Raw genomic sequence first — 25,677 nt, forward strand, 5'->3', positions numbered from 1 at the left:
ATAAGATCTTAAAGTATTTTAGTAACAATGAAACCTCCAAATATATATCCTAGTAATTCTCCCAAAGTTAAATCAGGACGTAAATAATTTTCCTCTACTCTTCCCCAAGAAAACGCTTTTAATTTAACCTTTTCGGTTAATGGTGTGGCTTCTGTAATTTCATCACCCTTTAATGAGGTTACTTTTCCTTCCCATACAATCCAATGCTCCTTAGATGGTGATGGGTATTCTCCAGTTTCTCTATCATCAGTTCCATCCAACATGCCAGCACCTATTAAAACAACTACATGATAGTTTGATTTGTCAGCGTATAGGTTTAAATCAAGCAGATGTTTTAACTTAGCATGATTAAGTCCAAAAGGTGTCCAGAGCATAGTATTATCAAAGATACACTTAGCCCCTACCTTTTCAAACCATGATTTAGCAGCTGATACCATGGTTATTCCTGCTAACCCTTCAGAAATAAAATTTTCCCTTACTTGATAATCCATAATAGTATTTTCGGTATCTCGTAAACTGGCTAATGTTATCCAGTCTAGTCCTGATATACCTAGTCGGTGTATTCCCTTTGGGTATCTACAATCGTTACTAGGTTTAATGGTTAAATTACCTAATTGAACATTACCAGACTCCCATAAATCTTTTACTACTTGCTTATAAATATCAGGCTGATCTTTTAGTAAACAATAGAAAAATGCTGCTGGGCCACAAAGAGAAGTAAATTTTTGATGGGGATAATCAAAACCAATTAATCTATTTTGTAATTGTTGCTCTATTGTTTCTTTGCTAAAAGGGTCTTTATCTGTTCCCTGTTTATATACTTGATCTTCAAAAGGTCTTGGTCGCTTAGTAATTTTAACAGTACATACTTTGGCTATGCTGTTGTTATATTCTATAGTTTTATTAAAATCAGCTAGGGTAGAGCGAGTAATAAAAAAACAAATATTTTCGGTTTTACTCTCTGATAGTTTTGGTGGGTTATCTAATGAGTAAAGTTTGGTTTTTGGTTTGTCATACAGTGCTTTATATTCGCCATTTACTTTTTTAAATAACATAAAGTGCAAAATAAAATGTTGATCTTTAGTAGGGTCAATTTCTAATGAGCGATGCAATTGTGTTTTATAACCTGCCTCTAAAGGCGTAATAGGTGTTTGATGTAAGGCATAGCGAGGAATATCATTAATGGTTTTATAAACTTCTAATTGATAACCTAAGTCTTCTACAGGTGCATTAGATTGTATTTGAAATTGAATAGTATAAATAGCCATCTAATTATCCTCCTAAGGTATGGTTATCAAAAGTTGATACCTTATAATTAGTGACGTTTTGTAGAGCTAAATAGAAAAGTATTGGTTTGATTACGCTGTGCATGGTCTAAATCCCTTTTATAACAGAGTTAACCCCTAATAACAGCATAACTATTGGGGGCGGACTATAAGCAGGTTGGTCAACCGAAAACAAGTAATCGGCACACCTCGAAAGGTGTCCCACTCATAGTCCGCCATAAAAGCGGACACAAGCGAGCAATAGCTAGCTAGTATCTATGGCGGTATTACTTGTTTATGGGTGACCAAACCCATACTCTACCGATTTAGATAGAGCACTGTTAATTTAACATCACAAAATAATGAAAACAAGCCCTTTACCATCAGCCCGCGTTGCTAATAAGCAAAAAGGATATTGTTAGTTGTTGAGGGATTTAGTGAGGGGTAAGTGATGGATAGCTTAGGTGGCTATCCATCGTCTTTAATTAAGATTGTTTAATAACTTGGGCATAAATTTCTAGTGGGTCGTTGGGTTGCCAGTTAATTCCATAGAGTTCAAGGGAAACACCTTGCATATCTATTTGATAGTCAGTTTGGCTTTGTGGCCATTGCATATACATGGCAGTGAGTGCTTCACCTAATTTTTCTAGGCTAGGTACAGTACCTTTTACATAAAGCCCTGCTGGAATAGTCATGGTTTTAAAGTCATCTGGTAGGGTATTAATTCGGGTGGTTTGAACAGCTGCCCAGTAAGTAAAACGATTTTCATCAATCATTTTTGAAATACCATAGCTTTCGCCCGTTTTGGAAATTTCGGCACAGTTGGCTAATTCACTACAAATTCGAGGCCCAAAGTTATGCCATAAGGCAGGGCAGTCGATCATTGCTTTTTCCATGTTTGTTTCTACAGTCATGCCCGCCACTTGAATATCGGGTAGTTCAACAACAGTAAATTGAAAATCCATCATGCTCTCCTTCCTTAGGATAAAAATACAGTTAAAAGTAAAATTACTTGTTAGTCAATTTAGAATATTAAAGTTTTTAGTATAGTTAAATTAAAGGGGTGGTATTAAACTTTTTGTTTATTAAGAAAATTGGTTAATATTTTTTATATCAACGCGCTATTTTAAAAGTAGTTATTCAATTTTATTTTTAACTTCTTATCATGCCTTGTCATCCTTAGTAGGTAAACTAATCCATATCAACTAGATACTTTGGGTTATTGTTTACAATGAAAGCCACTTTATATAATCATCGTGTTTTTGTAATTAAAAGTCTTTTACCTTGTTGAAAATCATGAGGTGTATCTCAATAACTTAATATATAAGCGGTAGATCAATGAACCTTACAACGCCAGAGCTGGTTTGTCCAGCTGGTAATTTACCTGCCCTCAAAGTTGCTATTGATAATGGAGCAGATACTGTTTACATGGGGCTTAAGGATGCCACTAATGCACGCAATTTTGCAGGGTTAAATTTTGATTTAAAGTCTGCTCGAGAGGGAATAGCATACGCTCATCTACGAGGCCGTAAAGTATTAATGGCAATTAATACTTATGCACAAGCAGGCGAAGTAGCTAAATGGCATCAGGCGATTGATCAAGCCGCCGAGTTAGGTGTCGATGCTATTATTTTAGCGGATATGGGATTATTAAATTATGCCCATAACACCCATCCCAATTTAAGATTACATCTTTCTGTACAAGGCTCTGCAACAAATTATGAAGCAATTAATTTAGCCAGAGAGTTATTTAATATCCAACGTGTAGTATTACCAAGAGTTCTCACCGTAGCACAGGTGGCTAATGTAATAGAGCATACTGAAGTAGAAGTAGAGGTGTTTGGTTTTGGTAGCCTATGCGTAATGGTAGAGGGGCGCTGTTTACTGTCTAGTTATGTGACAGGGGAGTCGCCAAATACCCATGGCGTGTGTTCACCTGCTAAGTTTGTACGGTGGGAAAAAGACAATAAGCAAACCATGAGTGCACGTTTAAATAATGTGCTGATCGATCAATACCAAGCCAATGAACCAGCAGGTTATCCTACATTATGTAAAGGTAGATTTTGTGTACAAGAAGATACCTATTATGCATTAGAAGAGCCTACCAGTTTAAATGTTATTGAAATCCTACCTGAGCTAATCAAGATAGGTGTAGCTGCCATTAAGGTGGAGGGCAGACAACGTAGTCCAGCTTACACGGCGCAAGTAACTCAGATATTAAGAAAAGCTATTGATATGGCAGCCAAACAACCACAAAACTTTATGGTCAATACTAGTTGGCAACAAGCGTTAGCAAAAGTATCTGAAGGACAACAAGCTACCTTAGGCGCTTATAGTCGCCCTTGGAAATAGTGAGGCAAAGTATGCAACCCAAGTTAGCACTTTCTTTAGGCCCTGTATTATTTTTCTGGCCTAAACAGCAGTTATTAGAGTTTTATCAGCAAATGGCCGAACAACCAGTAGATACTATTTATCTGGGGGAGGCTGTTTGTTCTCGTCGTCAAGAAATGCGTTTTGCTGATTGGTTTGATTTAGCTAAGGATTTGGCTTGTGCAGGGAAGAAAGTGGTTTTTTCATCACAAGTATTATTGGAGAGTGAATCAGATCTAAAAAGACTCCGTAAATTTGTCGAGCAAGATGTTTTTAAAATTGAAGCTAATGATATAGGGGCTGCTAAATTAGCCTTTGATAATGAATTAACCTTTGTGGCGGGGCAAACGCTTAATATTTACAATGAACAAACATTAATTTTTTTCCAAAAGTTGGGTGCTGTGCGTTGGATACCGCCTGTGGAAATGTCTGCGGCACGTTTAACCACTATCTTAGAAACTAAACCACGTATTGATTGTGAAATATTTGGTTGGGGTAAATTACCTTTGGCTTTTTCTTCTCGTTGTTTTACAGCGCGTTACTATAATTTAAAGAAAGACAGTTGTGAGTTTAAGTGTCAGCAACACCCTAATGCCTTAACCTTAAAAACCAGAGACGGGCAATCTTTCCTTACCATGAATGGTATTCAAACCATGTCGGCTGATTGCCAAGTATTATTAGGGCATCATCAAGAGATGGCTAACTTAGGCATTAAAATGTTACGTTTATCACCACAACACCAATATATGACAGAAATTATTCAATTACATTATGGGGTGATTAATAATTTATTAAATGTTGATGATGCTATAAAACAATTGACTGAGTTTACTGAGCATGGTCTAGTAGATGGTTATTGGCAAGGTCAAGCAGGCATTATGCCTGTGTAGGAGAATAGTTATGCAATTACCTGAAATTACATTTCCACCTTTTGTTAAAAAAGTAACCAAGCTGTTACCTCGTAAGCCTACCCAATACAGCTTAGTGATAGCACTTAATCAACTATTGAAAAAGAATATTTTAATGGCTGATATGTCATTACTTGCAGGTAAACAATTTGAGATCGTGATTGATGATTTAGGTTTAGTGATTAACTTTACAGCCAATGAGCAAAAATTTTTAGTTAGTAATCATACAGGCGAACCTGATTTACGCTTTACCGCAAATACGATTGACTTTACTAAAATGATGTTAAGAAAAGAAGACCCTGATACCTTATTTTTCAATAGAAAATTGCAAATTGAAGGGGATACGGAACTCGGTCTGATTATCAAAAATTTATTAGATAGTATTGATTGGTCAGCTGTTCCTTTAATAAAGTCAATTATTACTTAAGGTATGAATAATTGACTTTAACTTTTTTCCAGAAGCTAACTTAAGCTGGGATAGGCGCATACATAGGGTATAAGGTTTTTTCTTCACACTCGATGCGTTTCAATAATACTTCACACACGCCTTTAAACTCAGTACCAAATTGTTGCTGATGGTCAGTATTATTTTCTAAATCAGTATATTTAGTTAAAAAAGCAGTAACTGCTTTACTAATGCCCGTCATTTCTTTGCGTAAATCTTGCATCATTGCAAGACTTTCAGGATTGTCCTTTAGAGAGCGCTGTAGATAAATATAAAGATTAATATTTTCAGTGATTAAATGAGCATATATTTTTTCACGAAAAATACTTAACTGTTTAGATAAATCACTCCATTTTTTAGCATCATATAACGCCTGAATTGTACCTGCTATATTTAATAATTCCTTATGATCATGAATCAAACCTGAGATAAGGGTAGGGCTATATTTGCCACCATGAATATTAGTAGCGTTATTAGTGGAGTTAGTATTTTTAGGTTGAGATTTATTGGATTTAAAGAGGGAGATAATGCGGTTTAACATAGTATTACATATTGCCTTAAGATACTTATTTAGTATCAATAATTTAAGTCTAGGGGGAGCTGTTTTTCGGGGTGAATTATATTTCACCTTGTGGCAAATAGAAATAATAATATGATTAATTAATCATATTATTATGCTAAAAGATTAACTTATTAATGGTTATATATAAGGTTATAATAGTAACTTAGCATTTAGTCTTAATTAAATACTCTCTTATAGGAATAGTAATGAACTATGATTGTATTGTTCTAGGCGCAGGTATTATTGGTGTTAGCAGTGCTTTACAGTTACAAGCACGAGGTAGAAGCGTTTGTTTAATTGATAAGTTAGAGCCTGGTGAAGGTACTAGCTTTGGCAATGCGGGTCTAATTGAACGAAGCAGTGTTATACCTTATGCTTTTCCCCGTGAATTAAGTAAATTAATTCGTTACGCTTTTAACAATCAAAGTGATGTTCGTTACGATTTTTCCTATTTACCTAAAATAGCTCCTTGGTTAGCAAAATATTGGTGGCATTCTGCTCCTAAACGATTAGCCCAAGCAGCAGCTGATATGTGGCCATTAATTCAACGCTGTGTCATAGAGCATGATAAGTGGGTAGCTCAAGCTGGGTTACAACATTTGATTAGTCCTAAAGGTTGGATAGAGGTTTTTAGGAATGAAGAAGTTTTTAACCATGCGCTACAAGACCTTATTGAACTGGATTTTTATCAACTGAATTATGATGTACTAGGCAAACAACAATTACGTGAGCGTGAACCAACATTAAAAGCCAGCGTTAAAGGCGGTATTCACTGGTTAGATCCAAAAACAGTGACTGATCCCAGTTTATTGACTAAAGGCTATGCACAACTATTTGTTAAATTGGGCGGTACTTTGCTGAAAGGTGATGCTAATACCTTAAAGCAAACAGCTAATGGCTGGTCAGTACAAGCAAATGAACAAACTATTACAGCTGATAATGTTGTAATTGCATTAGGTGCGGATTCCGCTAGCTTATTAAAGCAGTTTGGGGTTTATGCACCATTAGGTGTTAAACGTGGCTACCATAAGCATTATCAGGTAGAACCTGAACACGTATTACAACATTCTATTTGTGATCATTTGGCTGGCTTTATTTTAGCGCCAATGACCAATGGTATTCGCCTGACTACAGGCGCTGAATTTGCCGACCCTAATAAGCCTGCTAATGATATTCAATTAAAACGTGCAGAAGCTATTGCACGAGTTATCTATCCACTGGGTGAGGCAGTTGAAACAACCCCTTGGTTAGGTCGTCGCCCTTGTATGCCTGATATGCGCCCTGTGATTGGTGCTGTGCCCAATATGGCAGGGTTATGGACTAACTTTGGCCATGCCCATCACGGTTTAACACTAGGGCCTATCTCTGGTCGGTTATTAGCCGATTTAATAACAGGTGAAAAACCATTTACTGATCCTACACCTTATAGTATTAAGCGGTTTAGTTAGATTTTTTAAAATTAAAGTTGCTCAATAAATAACGATAAAAAATATCATTTACTTATCAGTAAATAAGGCTTAATGTTAATGGAATTAGGAACTAATTAAGGAATTAATAATGACTTTAATGGGCATTATATTAATACTGTTATTTGTCGTACTTATTATTGATGGTGGATTGCTAAAACTGATAGTGTTTATTATTTGTTTAATTAGCATTATTAGAATAATGAAATCTAAGCGCAAGCCAAATAGACAAATAATATTAATAGGCATTACTATTTTGTTTGGTTGGATTGCTATTGAAGCAATAAAACAGCTTTCAATAAATACCTTTTATGGTGGTGATGACAGAAACCATTGGCAAACAACTGTAGAGCGAGGTGAAAATACCCAAAAACTTTGTGAAAAAGCACTTGAGCAGTTTCCTAAAGATCCTTACCAAATTAGTAGTGTAATTATAGAAGAGAATAGTGTATTACGTGAGCAAGTAATAACGGAATTATTGTTTGATAGAAAGCTGGTGTTTATTGAGTTTAAAGTATATGGCACAGATAACCAAGCATATATTATGTTGGGCAATTATCCACAAGCGCCTAAGTGGACAGTTAATCAAAAAGTAGGAGAGTATGTAAGAGTAGAGCTGGATAAACCTGATAGTAAAGCATGTGTTCTACCAGAAAGTTTAACAAGAGATATGAATGAACAGTTAGAATTTTATGCTAAATATGAACAAAAAAATAAGTGTATAAAAGTAACTAATATAGATTCTCCAACTTCTATTTATAAACTAGATTTTAAGGAAGCTAAAAAAGCAAATAAATATCAACCACAAGGCAATTATCAATTGATTGATGTTACAAATAATAATGTGATAGCAGAGTTACCTGTTTCAAATAGAGGAATGGTTGAAGGAGTTAACTTTAAACACCTAACAAGTGATAACGCAAAGTGCCGAGCGCCTTATACAACACTCGCTAGTTTGGTTGGTGGGTAAAATAAGATACCCATTAATAAATAATGGGTGTCTTTATAATAATTAGTTGCTGATTAAGATACTTTTTAACTATCCATAATTCCAATACTAACGGGCTGTTTAGCTTTAATTTGTTGGGCTTTTTTTAGCCATTCCATGGCTGTAGCCTCATCTTTTTCTACACCAAAACCATTTTGGTATAGGTAGGCGAGGTTATTCATGGCATTGGCATTGCCTTGTTCGGCAGCCTTTAAAAAATACTCTTTGGCTTTATTGAAATCTTTTTCGACACCTTGCCCATGTGCATAGATATTGCCAATATTGGTTATGGCATCCGCATTACCTAACCCTGCTGAGCGTTCATACCATTCCAACATTTTTTGGTCATCAGCTTCAACACCACGTCCTTTTAGGTAGCTAAAAGCAATTTGGTTCATGGCATTAGTATGGTTTAATTTAGCCGCCCTTAAAAAATACTCCATAGCTTGTTCATTGCTTTGGGGGAAACCAAGTGTACCATTTAAGTAGAAATTACCAATATCATAAAGTGATTCTGCATTACCTTGTTCTGCTGAGTTATAGAGTCCCTGTTGGAAAAGCTCATAATCTAGTTTAATATTGGCTTCTCGGCAGTAGTTTATATAGATAAGCAATGCTTCGCGACTACCTTGTGCGGCAAGGTCGTATATTTCAGGGTTAAGGCGTTTTGGTTTGTTTTTTGTCTTACCCATTAATTTTTTTAGAAAAGCCATAGTGTACCCAACATTAAAAGTAGGAATGGTTAATTAATAAAAACGATCAATTATTCTATAGGATTCTGAACAATTTTTGATTTTTTTTAGTTTTATTTTGAAAAAATGTTCTGTTACATATAAACTTCTAAAGTAAATGAATGATTTGTTGTTTTGGAATTTGTCTATTGGCCACAAGCCTTTTAATTAGAGTGTGTTATGGTCACTAAATTATTGTCATTATTGGGTTCTTTAGCGATTATTTTATTTGCTTCCTATGCGAATGCAAACTGTGCCATCTTAACAGATAAGCAAATTACAGCCGTAAAAGAGCCTTTAGTAGAATTATTACAAATAGAAGATCCTGATGCACAATATGGCTATGTGCCTAGAAAGGCTATTAAACATATTGAAGAGCTGAAAACAGCATTAGTTAATCTAGTGGATGCGCGGTTAGCTTGTGAAAAAGGTTTAGCTGTTAATGTAGCTGCTATTCAAACGGATTTATTAAAAGCATTGCAACTGTCTGAATTAGATGAAGTTGAGGCTATTTACGGCTACGATTTACAAATCGTGGTTGAACAACCACCTGCTACAGCAGGATTACTGGTCGTACAAGTCAGCTTTGGTATTCCTTGTGGTAATGATAATGTATTACTTGGCTATCGTTTTAGGGATAAAGGATGGCAACGTGATTTACTGTGGAAAAGCAATCCATATCGAATGATTACAGGCGCCTATAGTGATTATTATGATTACTTAGTATTGCCTATTAAAGCTAATGAAGCACCGAAAATAGTTGTTCTGCATGGTTCACCTTGGTGTACGGCTACATGGGAACCTTTGGTATTTGATGTCGTAAAATTTGCAGATGCTGAGACTCAACAAGCTACTTTATGGCACCGTCAGTTAATTACTTATAAAGGCCATAGCTTAATTAATTTAAAAAAGCTAGCCAATGGCTTTGAGTTACAAGCTGATGTAGCAATGATTGACAGTGATCTATTAACCCGTAAAGGCATTTATCGTTATCAAATTAATGGTGATAAAGTGGTTAGGGAACAACCTACAGCAACTAATGCCAGAGATTTTGTGGATGATTGGTTATTACTTAGTCAAGCAGTGGCTAAAAGGTTTTCTGTTAAAGCCAATGCAGATGAATTAGTAGATTTACAACGTAGTTTAAAAGAGCGTAATGGCTTTTATGGCACTGTTAAACAGTGTGAAGACGATGATCTATACCAAGTCGAAGTAACTTTTAATGGTACTAAAGAAGACGACATAGAAGAGACACTTTATTTCTATGTTAAACCTTTGAAGAAAGGTTATTTAATGCACTCATCTGCGACTAAAGCCGATAATAGCTGTACAGACACTGATATTATGGCAAAATAGTAACCTTGTTGTAAGGTTGAGAACTGTTTTGCCATCTCTAAAAGATAAGTTTACTCGTTTTGCTCACCTGCTAGCTGCAAAGTACCGTCTAGCGGGGCAAGCTATTTTTGTTGATATAGAATTAACCTTTCGGCTATTAGGCCATATTGCGCGCAGTCAAGGTAATGTGACTGAACAACACCTGCAACAAGTGATTACAGAAACGGAATTACTGCATCTATCAGAAGATAAAGTACAACAGGCAATGCAGTGTTATCTAGCAGGGCAAGAACTAGCCACAGATGATTTTGAAGCCTCATTACGCTACTTTCAAGGCGATCAATTAGCCCAAGAGATGTTATTACAAAGTTGCTGGCGGATGGTGTGGGCCGATCGCCATTTAAGTGTACGCGAATATCAACTAGTCCACCTATGGGGTTATTGGTTAGGCTGGGCACGTATTGATATTGAAAAATTGGGTATCCCTTATCGTCCTGTATACCTTACTCAAGAGCACCAACAAGCGTTAGCGTTATTAGAGGTAGGCATAGATAGCCCACCAGAGCTTATTAGGAAAATGTATAAACGCCAGTTAAGCCTACATCACCCTGATAAAGTGATGGGAGCAGGGGGCAGTATTGATGAGGTTTGTGCCGCAACCGAACTCACTGCAAAAATACACGAAGCTTATACACTAATTCGTATGTTACATAATTTCTAGTAAGGATTTTATTAAATATGCCATCGCCACGTCGTAGTCGTTATTACATTAGCTACTTTATTGCTATGCTATTAACTGGCGTGATTGCTGGGTTAGTAGGATTATTGTTATCTATACTGTTGCATATTGTACAACGTTTAGCTTTTGGTTATAACCTACAACAATTTTTTTCTAATGAAAGTTTTTTAGAGGTTGTTAGATCATCAGATCCTTTGCGCAGAGTAATTGCTTTAGTAATTTGCGGACTAGTGGTGGGTATAGGTTGGTGGGCGTTATACCGTTATGGTAAAAAACTAGTCAGTATTAGCCAAGCGGTGAAAGCTAATCCGCCTAAAATGCCCATTTTAACAACATGGGCGAATGATCTATTACAGATCGTCTCAGTAGGCTTAGGTTCACCATTAGGGCGTGAATTAGCCCCTCGTGAGGCCAGTGCATCTTTAACTGGTTGGTTAGCGCAAAAGCTAGGTTTAACGGTTCCTGATGCACAGGTTATGCTTGCCTGTGGTGCAGGGGCTGGTCTAGCCGCTGTTTATAATATTCCCTTAGCTGGCGCATTATTTACCCTAGAAGTCTTACTGGTTACTTTTCGTTGGACTTGTGTTGTTCCTGCTCTTTTTACCTCTACCTTAGCGGCTGTGATTGCTTGGTCAGGCTTAGGTAATGCCCACCAATATCATGTGGGCGATATAACGCTTAGCTACTCGTTAGTGATCTGGGCTGTTTTGGTTGGGCCGATTATTGGTTGTGCGGCTTATTACTTTGTACAAGCCACCAGTGCCGCACAAAATAAAGCGCCGAAAGATGGGCGGTTAATTCCCCTAGCACTTATTAACTTTTTAATAATAGGGTTGCTGGCTATCCCATTACCTGAGCTATTAGGCAATGGTAAAGGACCTCTACAATTAGGCTTTGATGGTGCATTAAGTATCAAGTTAGTGGCTATTTTATTAATCGTTCGTTTTTGTATTACCATCACTTCATTAAGGGTAGGGGCTAAAGGTGGCTTACTCACACCAGGTTTAATGCATGGTGCATTATTAGCTATCTTGCTAGGCAGTGTTTGGAACTTAGTCTTTCCCGTTGTGCCGATGAGTGCGTTTGCTATTATAGGGGCTACCGCCTTTCTAGCGGCTTCTATGAAAATGCCGATCACGGCAATGGTGCTTATGCTAGAAGTAACGCGAACTAATCATGATAGCTTGATTCCCATGTTATTTGCAGTGGTAGGTTCAGTGGCTATGTTTAATTTGCTGAAAAAAGTCAGTATTTATTAGTACTACCAACCTGTTATTATTCAGGTTGGCAATCTTTTGGTAAATCAGCTTGTGTTAAATCAGACTGACAGGTCCAATCAGAATCACTATTAGGTGATGGTTGATTATTAGGTTCTACATACAGAGAGTAAGTAACCGTTTTATTTTTAAAGTGGTTAGGTAGTGGTGCTTCATTTTTATAGGTAGCTGTTATATCACAACCTGACACTTCAATACCTTTTAGAAAACGGACTGACAACTCTTCAGGAGCAGATAGGCCAAGCTCTTGATTATTAGTAGGGCAACGCTTTTGTTCGCTATAAAACTGAGCTACCATCATTTTAGGTAACAACATAAGTGAAGAAAGCTCATTTAAAGCATCTGCTTTTAACAGTGCAGGGTTATGCGTTCTATAGGCCATTACAAAACCATCGATAACTTGTGTATCATCTTGTGTTAGATAAGGAAATACTTGGCTTTTACAATCTTTAGGGGGAGCAAGTTCAGCGGGGCCATCAAAACTACATTCACCTACTAATACTTGTAGTTCTTTAGTATTCGGTTTAATCGTTAGCGTTTTACCTTGTAAGGTTTCTGCAACAGGGGCTTGATTGGTGTAACTAACAGTGACGTAACAGTTTTCATCAATAGTTGCTGCTGCTAATAAATTAGCAGTTAATTGATTAATATTCTGCAACCCAATATCTTTAAGACTATGAGGACATTCTGCATAGAGCTTATTAAAATAACGTCCAGCTTCTACAATTTCTTGTGCTAATAAAAAGCCCATAGCTGCCTGATGTTGCTCCAGCGATGGTTTTGAATTAGTCTCAGTAGCTGTAGCAAACTGCACACTAAATACTAAACTAGCAATGGCTATTACTTTTTTCATTATTTTGTACCTAACAGGCAGCAGTTAATTAAAGGAATATTATAAACCAATTATAAATCTAGCTAAGTAAATTAGCTTAAAGTAATGTGATGCAGTACAAAAAATAATAAATTTAATTAACATTAAAAACCTATTTGTTAAGGTATCTGCGTAACAATAATGCCTCCTGCTAAATGCTCTAAAAAGTCTTTTAAGGTTAATCCCTTTCTAGTAGTCATTAGCTTACCTTGTGCAAATAGTTTTAATGATACCTTAGCCATATAAGGTGTTTCATGGTTAACCTCAGCATTACTACCATCATCAACCCTTAGCTTATCCTCCCATACAACCCACCGCATTTCATTTTGATGAGGAGGGGAGTAAAGTATAGAGTTACCTATCATGGTTAAAGTATGGGTATCAGAACTAACGTAATTATTAATCTCACAGACTTCTCTTTGTCTTAAATGGCGTCCAAAAATAGCATCTACGGCATAAGTTTTTAAACATTTTGCGCCAAGGCTTTCAAACCAAGAGGTTATTCTACCCTCAAAAATAATACCCGAAAGCTTATTAGAGGGAGAGTCATAAGGAAAAACAAGATTTTCTGCATCACACAGGCTGGCAAGTGTTATCCAGTCAATAGCAGGTACTTTTACAACGTCTTTGCGTAAAGACGGATCATATTCAAAAAAGTTGATGGGACGAGTACAGGCAGTACTAGGTATGATAGTTTTAGAGCCTATTTTTGTTCTACCATCTTCCCAAAGTTCTCGTACTATTTGTTGGTATAAGTCTGGTCGATCATTTAATAAGCAATAAAAAAATGCTGCTGGTGCGCATAGATTAGAGCTTCCTTGATCGGGGTAAGATAAATTTTGCGTTAACTTTTCTTCAAAGGATAAAGATTTTCTACTACCTGTCGGGTAAGGGCGTAATCTTGCTTTTAAATCTGCCTCAACTCTTGTTTTGGTAAATGGATCATCAGGGTCGTCAATAGGGTGTTCAGGCGCAATAAATACCCTTTCTTTACAAGAAATTTTTAATTGATAAGTATTAACCTGTCCATCAGTCGTTTTTTGGGTGGGTTGAGTGGTTTCAAAGTAACAAACATTGGTTCTCGATGTTCTATCAGCATTGCCATCAGTAGCAAAATCTAATAAAGAAACAATGCTTGTTGCAGGTTTATCTAATACCTCAATAAACTCATCACCGATTTTGCGATATAGCATAACCTCCATAATATAGTTAATGCTTTTAATATTATATCCTCTAGAGGGAATATCTACAGTTTCATGCCGTTGTGTCATATAGTTTGCCTGTACAGGGCGTTTATTTGTCATGGGTACCGCATAAAACCGCGTACCATTAATATCCCTGTAAACCTGCATGGTATAAAAAAGTTCATTATAAGAAACATTAGACTCTACTCGAGTATATACAGTGTATTTCGCCATAGTATTAATTCCTTTAAGTCTTATATAAACAACAAAAACTACTTAAATATGATGCTAAATCGTTTTATTCCCTTTTTACCCTTAAAAAAATGGATATATTATTAATAACTTTAGTTTTCATTATTGTTTTACTTTTATTATGTAAGTTTTATCAAAAATATTACGTACTTTATATAACACTCCATGTGAAGGAGTTATATTGCCAGATACATTAACCTTAATCTCTGTTAATTGGTTAGGAGTTCCCTGAACAACAATACAACTCAATGCATTAGATGATGAGTCATTAGGATCACAGATATTTGTGGTTAAGCCAGAATTAGAAGGCATTATTGGTACATTGAATGAACGAATATTTCCACCATTTGTATGAATAATAATTTTTGCATAATATGGTTTTCCTATTGTAGCATCTGGCAAACTTTCAGGAGTCACAAGGAGGTTTTCAGTAACAGTACATCCACTGATTAGAAGAATAGTATTTATCATGAATACATTAATAAGTTTTTTCATAAAATTAAGGTATTTTTGTACCATTTCTCCATAAATATATTTTATAACTTCCTTTAAATTACTCTTACGTTGAAAAGCTATTCTTTCTCTTTTACTTTAATCACGTAAGTTTTTTCAAAGTCAGAAGGTGCTCTCCAACCTGTAGGTATCATGCCTCCACGTATCTTTATGGTAACAGTTTCTGTTGTTAATGGCTTACCATGTACAATAAGACTGTTATAAAACCCGCTTTCTTTGTTAGGGTTTCGTTCTACCCATAATCTATTTGAAGTTGAAGTACTTTTAAACCCACTTGCTGTCACAGGACCAGAACCACCATTAATTTCAATTTCAGCATAATAAGGTTTTCCAACAATTGCTTCAGGTAATGTGTCAGGAGTAATTATTACTTTTGACGGAGTACAACCTATTAGTAAAAAATATAGTACAAATACAGATATCCTTATAAACATATTTAAAAACTCCTTTTTAATTACTCTTATCCTAAAAAATTATTTACTCTCTTTAACTTTAATTACATAAGTTTTTTCGAATTTTGGATCACTATTAAAAAAAGATGGAGCCATATCTCCTGTTATCTTTACCATAATGAGTTCTGTAGTTTCTGGTTTTCCAATGATAATACTCTTATTATAATTCCCCCAACCAGCTTTAGGATTAGGCTCTAAGAAAAGTACATTTGGAGTTATAACGCTATTTACAGATGTTACACGACCTGTTCCACCAGTGATTTCAATTTCTGTATAGTATAGTTCTCCTACAACAGCATCGGGTAACTTATCAGGCGTAATAATAACTTTTGGAGTACACCCTATTAGTAAAAAAATTACTATAAGTATAAGGCCTAATTTTTTCATTGGTTATTATGGTATTTTAGAAAATACCAACCCTCCAAAAGTATGTTTTAGAAATTGATCTAAGGTAAGATTATCTTCTAGTTGCTGATTTACTTCACCCCATGAAAATAATTTTAACTGTACTTTCTCTGTTAATGGTGTAGCGGTTGTTACTTCTGTACCATCCAATAATCTCACTTTATCCTCCCAAATAATCCAATGATCTTTGGTAATAGAGTTTTCACCTCTAGTGAGCATACCAGCTCTAATTAAACTTACTACATGATGGTCTGAAGAGATATAATTATTTAGTATACTAATAGCTTGTAAATTACTATGGGAAATACTGATATTATCGTATTTTTTAGTGGCACCTGCTTTTCTAAACCATTTTTCTAATACTCTCCACATGGTCACAGCGCCTGCCCAGTTCCACCAAAGAAAGCCACCACTAGGAGAGTTAATAGAAAAAAGAGCGGTATTTTCAGTATCCCTTAAACTGGCCATTGTTATCCAATCAATAGCAGGTATTTTAGGTTTGCCATTTTCTCTAAAGAATTTTGTAGGATGCCTTACACTGTTATCTGCTTCCATTTTTAAAGCGCCTATTTTTGTTTCCCCAGATTCCCATAATTCTTTAATAATTTGTTGATAAATATCTGGTCGGTCTTGTTGTATACAATAGAAAAAAGCAGCAGGTCCACAAAACATTGATTGATCTTGATATGGATAAAATAAAACACGCCTTCTTTCTTTTTGAAGTTGTTGTCCTGTTTGATTTTCACTTGCACTTAATGATGGATCAAATTGAATGGAGGGCACAGGCCTAGTCATTCTAACTTTTAACTCATCCTCAACCTTTTGCTTAGTAAAAGGGTCAAGTGGATCACCTATACCATGTTCCTTAGCTTCAAATATTCTAGGTTTAGAGGATATATTTAATTGAAAAACATTAACCTGACCATTTCGCTCTTTTTGGGTTGGTTGAGTCGTTTCAAAATACTCAAACTCTCTGGAGGCACCCCAGTCTTTATCCGTTGTTTGAAAACCCTTTAAAGGCACGATGGCAGTCATTGGGTCTTGGTTCATCTTGATATAGTCAACACCCACCTTACGATAGAGATCAATAGACAGAATATAGCAAGTTTCTGGTGGATCATTGATATCTAGTGAGGGATGCAATTGGGTTTTATTCCCAGCCTGTAATGGATATTTGCCTGTAGGCCTTAGGGCAAAGGTTTCATTACCTGACCAATCCGTTTTATACAGTTCCATAGCATAGTAAAGATTTTCTGGGGCTGTATTGGTTTTTATTGTTGCAGATATATTATATATAGTCATGGTTTGATTACCTACCCTATATCCAATGTTTGATTAACATTAAATAGATGAACACCGACGTCTTCAGGCGCGTAGCTATAGACTGGTTGAGTATAGCCTTGGCCGTCTGTAATATCGGTGATGGTCTGGTTATTGGGTAGGGTCATCACATATTTAGTGTAGACATAAGGTTTGTTGTTATCATCGGTTAATAGATAACGCAAACTATGATCGGTATTTCTATTGGCTGTAGTTGCTACGCCAGAACCCATCATTGGTTGAATAGTTTCCTCATCTTCCCAAAGATGGACAATAATTTTTTCAGGCTCATTAGTATGGAAGGTTTCTGTATAACCCTCTGTATCGGTAACACCTCTAACGGTTTTATTGTCAGGTAGAATGGCTATATATTTACTATTAATATAAGGCTTACCTGTTACATCATCAGCCAGTTGGTATTTTAGGTTATAGGTAAAACTCTCGGTTGGTTTTAAGGTAACAGGGGGCGAGGCAACACTTGCCACGCCTTTGTATTTATGTAGTGGTGGTACAGGTACGGCAGGCGTACCTTCCATCGGTACACCGCCTGTCCATACGGGCATGGTCATCCATATCCCTGCTGGATTAAGCACGATATGTTGTCCACCTGCTTTTAAGGTAAGGGATAAACCACCATCTATCACACATTGCATACCTGCTTTTAGATGGATTTCCATGCCTGCTTCTGTGGTTAATACAGTACCTACAGTGGTATGTTCTGATAGAGCGACTTCTTTATAGTCATTCATCATTATTTGTGTTTTACGATCTAATGCTGTTAGGTGGTGTTCCTCAGCAGAGTTTTTGGTATATCGGTTATTTACAATGGTTTCACTGTGTTCATTCTGAACTTGTAAGTGGCTATTATTTCTTACTTCGGTGGTGTGGTTATTTTTGGTAAGCTGATCAAAATCTTTTTGTGCTTGTACAAAGATTTGTTCTGAACCTGCTTTATCTTCAATTCTAAATTCGTTAGAACCGACACCCCCTTTGGAGCTTGAAGTTTTAAAAACACTTCTGGTTTTATTAGCAGGTAGATCATAGGGGAGTTTATTAACACCATTATGTAATGCACCCACTACCATAGGAAAATCGGGGTCGCCTTCTTCATATTCAATAAGCACTTCCATGCCCACTCTAGGAATAGTTACTGCACCATAGCCATCATGTGCCCAGTTGCTTCTAACCCTTACCCAATGGCTAGAGTTTTCATCATAGTTGCCTTCTCTATCCCAATGACATTGAATTTTTACTCGGCCATATTCATCGCAGTAAATTTCTTCACCAGCCGCGCCTGTAACAATGGCTGTTTGTGCGCCTAACACTTTAGGTTTTGGGTGTAGTTTAGCAGGGCGGTAGGGTACTTCTTGTGGAGTAAGTACCATCACATTGCGATAACCTTGTGAGAAATTTTCTGAAGGAAATTGCAGTTCTTCGGTTATGGGGTAGGTAAAGTATTTATAAAGCTGGCTAGCAGAAGAAGTGCTATTGGCAGAGTGTTCCCCACCAAATGCTTCTAATACAGCAGGTTGTTTACCTGCATGTCTAATTTGATTAATTAGCCAAGGCTTTTCTGCATCTAATAAGGGGTGGTTAGTGACTGTAATATAAAGCCCTGCATGTAAACCAACCACATCGCTATCGGCCTCTGCTAATACATGGGTAGCACGTAGCCGTTCTATTTCTACTTGAGCTAGATGATCTGCTCTGGCTTGATCCCAATGACGACTTGGATAGTCATAACTTTCTAATTTTGGTTCTATGGCATTGTTTGCTTTTTGACTTTGTATTCCTTGCGCATAGCCCTCAGGAATTTTCATATTAGTAAAGTTATAGTTTCTAAAGCTAGCTTCAGTGGTATGGCTAGATAGACCAATATCAAAGCGTTTAATAACCCGTTCATCTGCTACAAATCCAGTATCACTTACATATTTTATAGCTTCTTCTAAAGAGGTGAAGAAAGGATTGGCATCTGCAAAGACTAATGTGTGTTTTTCAGGTGTATGGGTGAAGTAGTAGAAGATACCTTCAGACTCAGCAAGGTGGTTAATAAAGGCGTAATCGCTTTGGTCGTACTGGGTGCAGTACTCAAGAATAGGGTAGGTTTCTTTAAGTTTAAACTCAAAATGATACCCCTGACTTAGACCATGATCTAATAGAACCGTCTGAATAATTTCTGGTACTGTTTTATTACGAAAAACACGTTGATTAGTTCGCTTTTTTAAATGCGTTAATGTTGACGTTAAAATAATTTTAAAAGTCGTATATTCTTTACTAACAGCCCCCCGTTTAACGTTTTGTATAACTCCGTGTATACCTGATCTTTTATCTGGCGAAAACGACAAAAAAGCAGGTTTGCTTAAAAGTTGAGTAATATCAAAACGGATATGGTTACAAATTAATGTGACTTCGAACGCATAGTCACTACTGATTGCCTCTAATCCTTCAAATGAAAGAACTTGTAGTTTTGAATGACTGTCCAGTCCCTGTACTTCTAAGCTAAAATGTGTAGTATTAGCCGCATCAAACATAAATACCTCGCTTCATCCTTAGTAACTTATTCTATCCTAAGGTAAATTATGTACCTGATAACTTGAATTAGTTATGTAATGATACCGTCACTTTTCTAACCTTGCAATTTAATTTACTGTACTTAAATCAATACTAGGTTAAATATGACTGTAATAATGTAAGTATATTTATTACCTTATAAAAAAATAGTTGGGTATTGTATAAGTGACTTAAAGATTAAGCTTAAGCTGTGATTATTTTTAACAATACAGCTTAGGCTAGCAGGTAGTGATTATTTTTTAGTTTTGCTTGGTTTAACAGCAGAATCAGTCATTTGTGTAAACATTTCTGTGCAAGATTGCATATGTTCTTGGAATTTTTTATACATATCCTGATAAGGTTTCATGCATGCTTCAAATTGGCTATACATTTCTTGATAAGGTTTTGAAGCGTCATCAACTTGATTGTATAGCTTCATGTTTTGTTCAAATTGTTTAAACATTTGTTGATAGCCTTGCATGTTTTTTTCAAATTGGCTGAACATATCTTTATAGGGTTTCATGTTCTTTTCAAATTGATTAAACATGTCTTGGTAAGGCTTCATGTTTTTCTCAAATTGGCTAAACATATCTTTATAGGGTTTCATATTCTTTTCAAACTGGCCAAACATGTCCTGATAAGGTTTCATGTTTTTTTCAAATTGACTGAATAGGTCTTTATATTGGTTAAACATTTTTTGTGCATCATTATCCATTTTATTACCTCTTAGGGGATTATCTAAAGTAAGTGCTATGGTTAAAATTATTATGTTACTTTGCTTCATTATAACAAGCTAGTGATAGTTAGCGCTCTACAACCAATGGCTAGGATAGTGATTAATAGTCAGATCAATGAAAGATAGATTTTGGGGGAAATAGAGCTATGGATATTAGGGTATACAATCGGTGTCTATTTAAATGGATAGTTTTATAAATATAAATAATAAGAAAAGTGTTTATAAGTAGATTACTAGAGTAATTTTGTATAATAAATAAGAAATTTCTTAGTGTATAATGCCCAATTTCTCAGTCAGTCTTGGAGTCTTTGTTTCGTGTCCGTACTATCTCTTCCAAAGCTATCAAAGAACTCAAGTAAAGTTGAGTGGGGTGGATTGGTGGGTGCTTCACTCAGTTTAGCAGTTGCAGAAACTGCTTTAACCAACCAACATTTCACCTTATTATTAACTCCTGATAGTTTAACAGCAGATCGACTGACCCGTGAATTAAAGTTTTTTGCTCCAACACTTACAATTCTTAACTTTCCTGATTGGGAAACCCTACCTTATGATGTGTTCTCACCACATCAAGATATTATTTCACAACGTATTGCAACACTTTATCGGCTACCTAGTGTTAAGCAAGGTATTTTAGTTGTACCCATCACCACCGTATTACAACGCATTGCCCCTGTTTCATTCATATTAGGCAGTGGCTTAGTGGTGAAAATAGGCGATAAAATAAATGTTGAGGAAATGCGCAGTCGCCTAGAAAATGCAGGTTATCGCTGTGTTGATACAGTGTATGAACATGGTGAGTTTGCTGTACGTGGTGCTTTATTTGATTTATTTCCGATGGGCAGTAATGTGCCTTATCGTATTGATTTATTTGATGATGAAATAGAAACATTACGTACCTTTGACCCTGAAACACAACGCTCTATTGATAAAGTAGATAGTATTGACCTGCTACCAGCCCATGAGTTTCCGTTAGATAAGCAAGCGATCAAAGAGTTTAGACAACGTTTTAAAGATCAGTTTGATGTGGACTATCGTCGCTGTCCTATTTACCAAGATTTAGCAACAGGTATTACGCCTTCAGGCATTGAATACTATGCCCCCTTGTTTTTTGAACAAACGGCTACCTTATTTGATTATTTACCTGATGATACTCAAGTGTTCTCCTTACCTAAGGTAGAGGAGGCCAGTGAACATTTTTGGCGTGATGTCAAAAACCGCTATGAAGATCGTCGCTACGATATTGAAAGACCTATTCTAGAGCCTAAGCAATTATTTTTAGCGGTTGACGAATGTTTTGGGCAATTAAAGAAATGGCCTAGAATTGTGGTACAAGCAACTACAGTAGAACAAGGTAATAATAAACAAAACTTTGCTGTTGAACCACTACCAGATTTAGCCGTTGAGTCACGTGCTACTGAACCACTTGGTAAGTTACGCCAGTTTATTGAACAATTTGATGGCCGACTATTATTTACAGCAGAAACAGCAGGTCGTCGTGAAGTTGTATTAGAACTATTGGCACGGTTAAAAATCCGCCCAACAGAAGTACCAAGTTGGCAAGCTTTTGTTGACAGTTCTGAGCCAATAGCTATTACGATTGCTAATCTTGATGAGGGGTTAGTGTTAGCAAAACCAGCAATTGCTTTAATTGCTGAAGCGCCATTATTTGGGCAAAAAATTATGCAGCGTCGCCGCCGTCAAAAACGCGGTGAAGTAACCAATGAAAATATTGTTAAGAACCTCACTGAATTAAGGGAAGGTGCACCTGTTGTTCATATTGACCATGGGGTAGGTCGTTATCAAGGATTAGTTACCTTAGAAGTAGAAGAGCAACCACAAGAATTTTTAATGCTTGAATATGCAGAGGGTGCAAAACTTTACGTACCTGTTGCAAACTTACATTTGATTGCTCGCTATACAGGGGCAGATGATGAATTAGCACCACTACATCGCTTAGGTTCAGAGCAATGGCAAAAAGCACGTCGTAAAGCCGCTGAACAAGTACGAGATGTAGCGGCTGAACTATTAGATATTTATGCCCGTCGTGCTGCTCGTAAAGGTTTTGCTTTTACCAAACCTGAAACAGATTATGCTGCTTTTGTGGCTGGCTTCCCCTTTGAAGAAACAGTGGATCAACAAACAGCTATTGATGCTGTTGTAGAAGATATGACAGCAGGTAAACCAATGGATCGCTTAATTTGTGGCGATGTTGGTTTTGGTAAAACAGAAGTGGCTATTCGTGCTGCTTTTATTGCTGTGCAAAGTGGTAAGCAAGTGGCGGTATTAGTGCCTACTACCTTGCTAGCACAACAACACTATAATAGTTTTCGTGACCGCTTTGCTGACTGGCCTGTTAAAGTTGAAGTATTAAGTCGTTTTAAATCTACCAAAGAAATCAATAAAGCGGTAGAGGAATTGGCTGAAGGCAGAATAGATATTGTGATAGGAACGCATAAACTATTACAAGAAGATGTTAAATTTAAAAATCTTGGTTTAGTGGTGATTGATGAGGAACATCGCTTTGGGGTACGTCAAAAAGAACGTCTCAAAGCATTACGTAGTGAAGTTGATGTACTTACCATGACCGCAACACCTATCCCCCGTACCTTAAATATGGCTATGTCGGGTATGCGTGATTTATCCATTATTGCAACACCACCTGCGCGTCGTTTATCTGTGCGTACTTTTGTGATGGAACAGCAAAATGCTGTAATTAAAGAAGCCTTACTACGTGAGTTATTACGTGGTGGACAGGTTTATTATTTACATAATGATGTTAAAACCATTGAAAAATGTGCAGCTGATTTAGCGGAGTTAGTACCTGAAGCTAGAATAGGAATAGGGCATGGCCAAATGCGTGAGCGCGAATTAGAACAAGTAATGGCAGACTTCTACCATAAACGTTTTAATGTGCTAGTTGCTTCTACTATTATTGAAACAGGTATCGATGTACCTAGTGCTAATACTATTGTTATTGAGCGAGCAGATAAATTTGGTTTAGCACAACTTCACCAACTGCGTGGTCGAGTAGGGCGTAGCCATCACCAAGCTTATGCCTACTTACTAACACCTTCTAAAAAGAGCATGACGGATGATGCACAAAAGCGCCTAGAAGCTATTGCTAATGCTCAAGACTTAGGTGCAGGTTTTGTGTTGGCCACTCACGATATGGAAATACGTGGTGCGGGTGAGCTGTTAGGTGAGGGACAAAGTGGTCAAATCCAAGCGGTGGGCTTCTCACTCTATATGGATATGTTAGAGCGTGCTGTTAAAGCGATTCAAAAAGGAGAAGAGCCAAGCCTAGAACAACCACTGGGTACAGGTATTGATATTAACCTACGGCTACCTGCGTTAATTCCAGAGGATTACTTACCTGATGTGCATAATCGTTTAATTCTTTATAAGCGTATTGCATCAGCAGCCAGTGAAGATGAACTAAAAGAGTTGCAAGTGGAAATGATAGACCGTTTTGGTTTACTACCTGAACCACTAAAAAATCTTATTAGACAAACACGCCTAAAAATAGAGGCAGAACAACTAGGCATTACTAAAATAGATGCAGGTCCCCAAGGTGGTAAAGTAGAGTTTTCAGCTAATACCAGTGTTGATCCATTAACACTGATTAAACTGATCCAAAGCCAACCTAATCGCTATAAATTTGAAGGTGGTACTACCTTTAAATTCCAAATACCTATGGAGAAAGCAGAAGAACGTTTTACTACTATTGAAACGTTGTTAGAAAAGCTAAAAATGCAAGATAATGAAAAGTAAATAAAAAATATCTATTACCATATGGTATTTACATTTTGTATTAAATTGCTTATCATGCCGTTTGTTTAATAACTATGACTTAAGTCATAAAAACATAAATTTTATGTTTTTAGTTCTTTACTATATTTCCATACCTAATTTTTACCTTGGAAATTAGCTATTAAACAATCTGTAGTTTTTAGAAATGGAAAGTGATGTTGTAAGGTATTGTTTCATAGAGAGCTTAATTTTCCCTAATTAGCTAGTAACAATAGGAGTATCACCACCTACTAAGGATAGTTTAAGGTTTTGTAACTAGCGCTAGTTATTTGGTTTGATTTTTAAGTTTGGAAATAGAAATGGTACGTTATTCAACATTATCTCTGACAAGTCGTGAGCGAATATTTTTGCATTCTATTCTTGTTATGTACAATACAAGAGGTAATGCATCATGGACTCAAGATGACACCCAATACGATATATTAATAATTGGTAAAGAGGCTACGAAGGAGCAGGTATTAGCTATACCTGAGCATGTAGAGGTAGCTCTATCATTTAATATTGATATTCAAAGAAAGAACTGCAAGATTTTCTATATTGCTAGCCCAATCAAAGCAACAGAACTTATTGATAAGATCAGTCAAGCAGAAAGTGCGTTAAAAGGGCTAGATAATGGTGATTATAAAGCTCAAGAAATGCCGAGCAACAGGGTAGTTTTATTGCAGTGGCCTAGAGCCGAAGTGCTTGCTACTAATAATGTTTATCCAATTCTGTCAGCACTATTAAGCAAGCGCGCAATGACATTACAAGAGCTAGCTGATATTTCTAGAAAACCAGAAGATATTTGTTATTCCTTTATTGCGCAAGTGCTTGATAGCGGAGATGCTGCCTATCTTGCTGAAGATGCAATGCAAAAACTTGAACAACCAAAGACTAGCGATGCGCCTAAAAGAGGATTTTTAGACAGAATTCGAGCTGGTTTAGGATTATTGAAATAATGATGATCGAACATAAGATACTTATTACAGGCACAGTAGGCGCTGGCAAAACAACAGCAATTGCGGCTGTCAGTGAAATTACACCTGTTTCTACAGATGTGACTAATACAGATGCGACTGTTGACAAAGAAAAGACAACCGTAGCATTTGATTATGGTCAGGTGACTATAGCAGAAGGTGAACGGCTTAGAGTTTATGGGACACCAGGGCAAGAAAGATTTTCTTTTATGTGGAAAGTTTTAGCAAAAGGCGCTTTGGGACTAATCATTCTTGTTGATAATACACGACCAGATCCGTTTAGTGATTTGTGTATTTATTTAGAAAATTTTAAGCAATTAATCAGTGAAAAAAGCTGTGTGATTTGTCTTACAAAAATTGATAAAAGCAATACATCTCGTGTTAATGAGTTTGCTTCTTTTATAGGGCAGAGAGGATTAGTTTGTCCTGTTGTGGCCGTCGATATACGTGAAAAAGAAGATGTACTTATGGTATTGGATTTATTGTTTACTCAATTATATGTGTAATTGATAAATCCAAGTAATAATTAATTTATGAGTAAT

23 protein-coding genes are annotated in these 25,677 nt (G+C 36.4%); 11 read left to right on the plus strand and 12 right to left on the minus strand.

Annotated features, from left to right (window positions below; all coding sequences use genetic code 11):
* Positions 1-8: 8 nt before the first annotated feature.
* Both ACQVD9_RS06900 and ACQVD9_RS06905 read right to left on the minus strand, forming a co-directional pair.
* Positions 9-1,268, minus strand: coding sequence for a hypothetical protein (locus ACQVD9_RS06900; RefSeq protein WP_264745319.1), 1,260 nt, complete (start codon positions 1,266-1,268; stop codon positions 9-11).
* 482 nt (positions 1,269-1,750) lie between these two features.
* A complete protein-coding gene (locus tag ACQVD9_RS06905; RefSeq protein ID WP_264745320.1) occupies positions 1,751-2,233 on the minus strand; it encodes a GyrI-like domain-containing protein in 483 nt (160 codons plus the stop codon).
* Positions 2,234-2,603: 370 nt separating this feature from the next.
* On the opposite strand from ACQVD9_RS06905, the gene ubiU reads away from it, so the two are divergent.
* The 3 genes from ubiU to ubiT are packed head-to-tail and all read left to right on the plus strand — an operon-like array spanning position 2,604 to position 4,970.
* Positions 2,604-3,617: a ubiquinone anaerobic biosynthesis protein UbiU gene (ubiU, locus tag ACQVD9_RS06910; RefSeq protein WP_264745321.1), complete on the plus strand. Its 1,014-nt coding sequence runs from the start codon at positions 2,604-2,606 to the stop codon at positions 3,615-3,617.
* A gap of 11 nt (positions 3,618-3,628) precedes the next feature.
* Positions 3,629-4,525 carry a U32 family peptidase gene (locus ACQVD9_RS06915; RefSeq protein ID WP_264745322.1) on the plus strand — a complete coding sequence of 299 codons (897 nt, stop codon included), beginning with the start codon at positions 3,629-3,631 and terminating at the stop codon, positions 4,523-4,525.
* 10 nt (positions 4,526-4,535) lie between these two features.
* A complete protein-coding gene (gene ubiT / locus ACQVD9_RS06920) occupies positions 4,536-4,970 on the plus strand; it encodes a ubiquinone anaerobic biosynthesis accessory factor UbiT (RefSeq protein ID WP_264745323.1) in 435 nt (144 codons plus the stop codon).
* Between the two features lie 40 nt (positions 4,971-5,010).
* Here ubiT and ACQVD9_RS06925 read toward each other — a convergent pair whose 3' ends face one another.
* Complete coding sequence (locus tag ACQVD9_RS06925) at positions 5,011-5,529, minus strand: hemerythrin domain-containing protein (RefSeq protein WP_264745324.1); 519 nt, start codon at positions 5,527-5,529, stop codon at positions 5,011-5,013.
* Between the two features lie 227 nt (positions 5,530-5,756).
* Between ACQVD9_RS06925 and ACQVD9_RS06930 the strand changes: the two genes are divergently transcribed.
* Positions 5,757-6,998 (plus strand): NAD(P)/FAD-dependent oxidoreductase, encoded by a 1,242-nt coding sequence (locus ACQVD9_RS06930; protein ID WP_264745325.1) that lies wholly within the window; start codon positions 5,757-5,759, stop codon positions 6,996-6,998.
* Between the two features lie 109 nt (positions 6,999-7,107).
* Positions 7,108-7,986 (plus strand): hypothetical protein, encoded by an 879-nt coding sequence (locus ACQVD9_RS06935; protein WP_264745326.1) that lies wholly within the window; start codon positions 7,108-7,110, stop codon positions 7,984-7,986.
* 65 nt (positions 7,987-8,051) lie between these two features.
* Here the strand turns inward: ACQVD9_RS06935 and ACQVD9_RS06940 are convergent, their stop codons facing one another.
* The gene (locus ACQVD9_RS06940; protein ID WP_264745327.1) at positions 8,052-8,717 is read right to left on the minus strand and encodes a tetratricopeptide repeat protein; all 666 of its coding nucleotides are present in this window, start codon (positions 8,715-8,717) and stop codon (positions 8,052-8,054) included.
* A 198-nt stretch (positions 8,718-8,915) separates the two neighbouring features.
* Here ACQVD9_RS06940 and ACQVD9_RS06945 point away from each other — a divergent pair, with 198 nt between their 5' ends.
* The 3 genes from ACQVD9_RS06945 to ACQVD9_RS06955 are packed head-to-tail and all read left to right on the plus strand — an operon-like array spanning position 8,916 to position 12,068.
* Positions 8,916-10,091, plus strand: a complete 1,176-nt coding sequence (locus ACQVD9_RS06945) for a hypothetical protein (protein ID WP_264745328.1) — start codon at positions 8,916-8,918, stop codon at positions 10,089-10,091.
* A 28-nt stretch (positions 10,092-10,119) separates the two neighbouring features.
* The gene (locus ACQVD9_RS06950; RefSeq protein ID WP_264745329.1) at positions 10,120-10,791 is read left to right on the plus strand and encodes a TerB family tellurite resistance protein; all 672 of its coding nucleotides are present in this window, start codon (positions 10,120-10,122) and stop codon (positions 10,789-10,791) included.
* 17 nt (positions 10,792-10,808) lie between these two features.
* Positions 10,809-12,068, plus strand: coding sequence for a chloride channel protein (locus tag ACQVD9_RS06955; protein WP_264745330.1), 1,260 nt, complete (start codon positions 10,809-10,811; stop codon positions 12,066-12,068).
* A 16-nt stretch (positions 12,069-12,084) separates the two neighbouring features.
* On the opposite strand, the gene ACQVD9_RS06960 is transcribed toward ACQVD9_RS06955, so the two are convergent.
* From ACQVD9_RS06960 to ACQVD9_RS06995, 8 genes are all read right to left on the minus strand, one after another.
* Entirely contained in the window at positions 12,085-12,939 is an 855-nt protein-coding gene (locus ACQVD9_RS06960; RefSeq protein WP_264745331.1) for a pilin, read from the minus strand.
* 137 nt (positions 12,940-13,076) lie between these two features.
* Entirely contained in the window at positions 13,077-14,375 is a 1,299-nt protein-coding gene (locus ACQVD9_RS06965) for a hypothetical protein (RefSeq protein ID WP_264745332.1), read from the minus strand.
* A 120-nt stretch (positions 14,376-14,495) separates the two neighbouring features.
* Complete coding sequence (locus ACQVD9_RS06970) at positions 14,496-14,912, minus strand: hypothetical protein (protein ID WP_264745333.1); 417 nt, start codon at positions 14,910-14,912, stop codon at positions 14,496-14,498.
* Between the two features lie 53 nt (positions 14,913-14,965).
* The gene (locus ACQVD9_RS06975) at positions 14,966-15,340 is read right to left on the minus strand and encodes a hypothetical protein (protein WP_264745334.1); all 375 of its coding nucleotides are present in this window, start codon (positions 15,338-15,340) and stop codon (positions 14,966-14,968) included.
* Between the two features lie 39 nt (positions 15,341-15,379).
* The gene (locus ACQVD9_RS06980) at positions 15,380-15,745 is read right to left on the minus strand and encodes a hypothetical protein (protein ID WP_264745335.1); all 366 of its coding nucleotides are present in this window, start codon (positions 15,743-15,745) and stop codon (positions 15,380-15,382) included.
* Positions 15,746-15,751: 6 nt separating this feature from the next.
* Complete coding sequence (locus ACQVD9_RS06985) at positions 15,752-17,065, minus strand: hypothetical protein (RefSeq protein ID WP_264745336.1); 1,314 nt, start codon at positions 17,063-17,065, stop codon at positions 15,752-15,754.
* An 11-nt stretch (positions 17,066-17,076) separates the two neighbouring features.
* A complete protein-coding gene (locus ACQVD9_RS06990; protein ID WP_492089229.1) occupies positions 17,077-19,614 on the minus strand; it encodes a type VI secretion system Vgr family protein in 2,538 nt (845 codons plus the stop codon).
* 272 nt (positions 19,615-19,886) lie between these two features.
* The gene (locus ACQVD9_RS06995; protein ID WP_264745338.1) at positions 19,887-20,348 is read right to left on the minus strand and encodes a hypothetical protein; all 462 of its coding nucleotides are present in this window, start codon (positions 20,346-20,348) and stop codon (positions 19,887-19,889) included.
* A gap of 336 nt (positions 20,349-20,684) precedes the next feature.
* Here ACQVD9_RS06995 and mfd point away from each other — a divergent pair, with 336 nt between their 5' ends.
* The 3 genes from mfd (at position 20,685) to ACQVD9_RS07010 (ending at position 25,641) form a co-directional block, all read left to right on the plus strand.
* On the plus strand, positions 20,685-24,140 hold the full coding sequence (gene mfd / locus ACQVD9_RS07000; protein ID WP_264745339.1) for a transcription-repair coupling factor: 3,456 nt from the start codon (positions 20,685-20,687) through the stop codon (positions 24,138-24,140).
* A gap of 338 nt (positions 24,141-24,478) precedes the next feature.
* Positions 24,479-25,117 (plus strand): hypothetical protein, encoded by a 639-nt coding sequence (locus ACQVD9_RS07005; RefSeq protein WP_264745340.1) that lies wholly within the window; start codon positions 24,479-24,481, stop codon positions 25,115-25,117.
* Positions 25,117-25,641, plus strand: a complete 525-nt coding sequence (locus tag ACQVD9_RS07010; RefSeq protein WP_264745341.1) for a GTP-binding protein — start codon at positions 25,117-25,119, stop codon at positions 25,639-25,641. The genes ACQVD9_RS07005 and ACQVD9_RS07010 overlap by 1 nt, the downstream gene beginning before the upstream one ends.
* Positions 25,642-25,677 lie beyond the last annotated feature (36 nt).

It is taken from the genome of Entomomonas sp. E7T21, assembly GCF_058693955.1.

Coding starts and splice junctions, on each gene's coding strand:
- ACQVD9_RS06900 (WP_264745319.1), bottom strand. CDS start 1,268: ATGGCTATTTATACTATTCAATTTCAAATACAATCTAATGCACCTGTA.
- ACQVD9_RS06905 (WP_264745320.1), bottom strand. CDS start 2,233: ATGATGGATTTTCAATTTACTGTTGTTGAACTACCCGATATTCAAGTG.
- ubiU (WP_264745321.1), top strand. CDS start 2,604: ATGAACCTTACAACGCCAGAGCTGGTTTGTCCAGCTGGTAATTTACCT.
- ACQVD9_RS06915 (WP_264745322.1), top strand. CDS start 3,629: ATGCAACCCAAGTTAGCACTTTCTTTAGGCCCTGTATTATTTTTCTGG.
- ubiT (WP_264745323.1), top strand. CDS start 4,536: ATGCAATTACCTGAAATTACATTTCCACCTTTTGTTAAAAAAGTAACC.
- ACQVD9_RS06925 (WP_264745324.1), bottom strand. CDS start 5,529: ATGTTAAACCGCATTATCTCCCTCTTTAAATCCAATAAATCTCAACCT.
- ACQVD9_RS06930 (WP_264745325.1), top strand. CDS start 5,757: ATGAACTATGATTGTATTGTTCTAGGCGCAGGTATTATTGGTGTTAGC.
- ACQVD9_RS06935 (WP_264745326.1), top strand. CDS start 7,108: ATGACTTTAATGGGCATTATATTAATACTGTTATTTGTCGTACTTATT.
- ACQVD9_RS06940 (WP_264745327.1), bottom strand. CDS start 8,717: ATGGCTTTTCTAAAAAAATTAATGGGTAAGACAAAAAACAAACCAAAA.
- ACQVD9_RS06945 (WP_264745328.1), top strand. CDS start 8,916: ATGGTCACTAAATTATTGTCATTATTGGGTTCTTTAGCGATTATTTTA.
- ACQVD9_RS06955 (WP_264745330.1), top strand. CDS start 10,809: ATGCCATCGCCACGTCGTAGTCGTTATTACATTAGCTACTTTATTGCT.
- ACQVD9_RS06960 (WP_264745331.1), bottom strand. CDS start 12,939: ATGAAAAAAGTAATAGCCATTGCTAGTTTAGTATTTAGTGTGCAGTTT.
- ACQVD9_RS06965 (WP_264745332.1), bottom strand. CDS start 14,375: ATGGCGAAATACACTGTATATACTCGAGTAGAGTCTAATGTTTCTTAT.
- ACQVD9_RS06970 (WP_264745333.1), bottom strand. CDS start 14,912: ATGGTACAAAAATACCTTAATTTTATGAAAAAACTTATTAATGTATTC.
- ACQVD9_RS06975 (WP_264745334.1), bottom strand. CDS start 15,340: ATGTTTATAAGGATATCTGTATTTGTACTATATTTTTTACTAATAGGT.
- ACQVD9_RS06980 (WP_264745335.1), bottom strand. CDS start 15,745: ATGAAAAAATTAGGCCTTATACTTATAGTAATTTTTTTACTAATAGGG.
- ACQVD9_RS06985 (WP_264745336.1), bottom strand. CDS start 17,065: ATGACTATATATAATATATCTGCAACAATAAAAACCAATACAGCCCCA.
- ACQVD9_RS06990 (WP_492089229.1), bottom strand. CDS start 19,614: ATGTTTGATGCGGCTAATACTACACATTTTAGCTTAGAAGTACAGGGA.
- ACQVD9_RS06995 (WP_264745338.1), bottom strand. CDS start 20,348: ATGGATAATGATGCACAAAAAATGTTTAACCAATATAAAGACCTATTC.
- ACQVD9_RS07005 (WP_264745340.1), top strand. CDS start 24,479: ATGGTACGTTATTCAACATTATCTCTGACAAGTCGTGAGCGAATATTT.
- ACQVD9_RS07010 (WP_264745341.1), top strand. CDS start 25,117: ATGATGATCGAACATAAGATACTTATTACAGGCACAGTAGGCGCTGGC.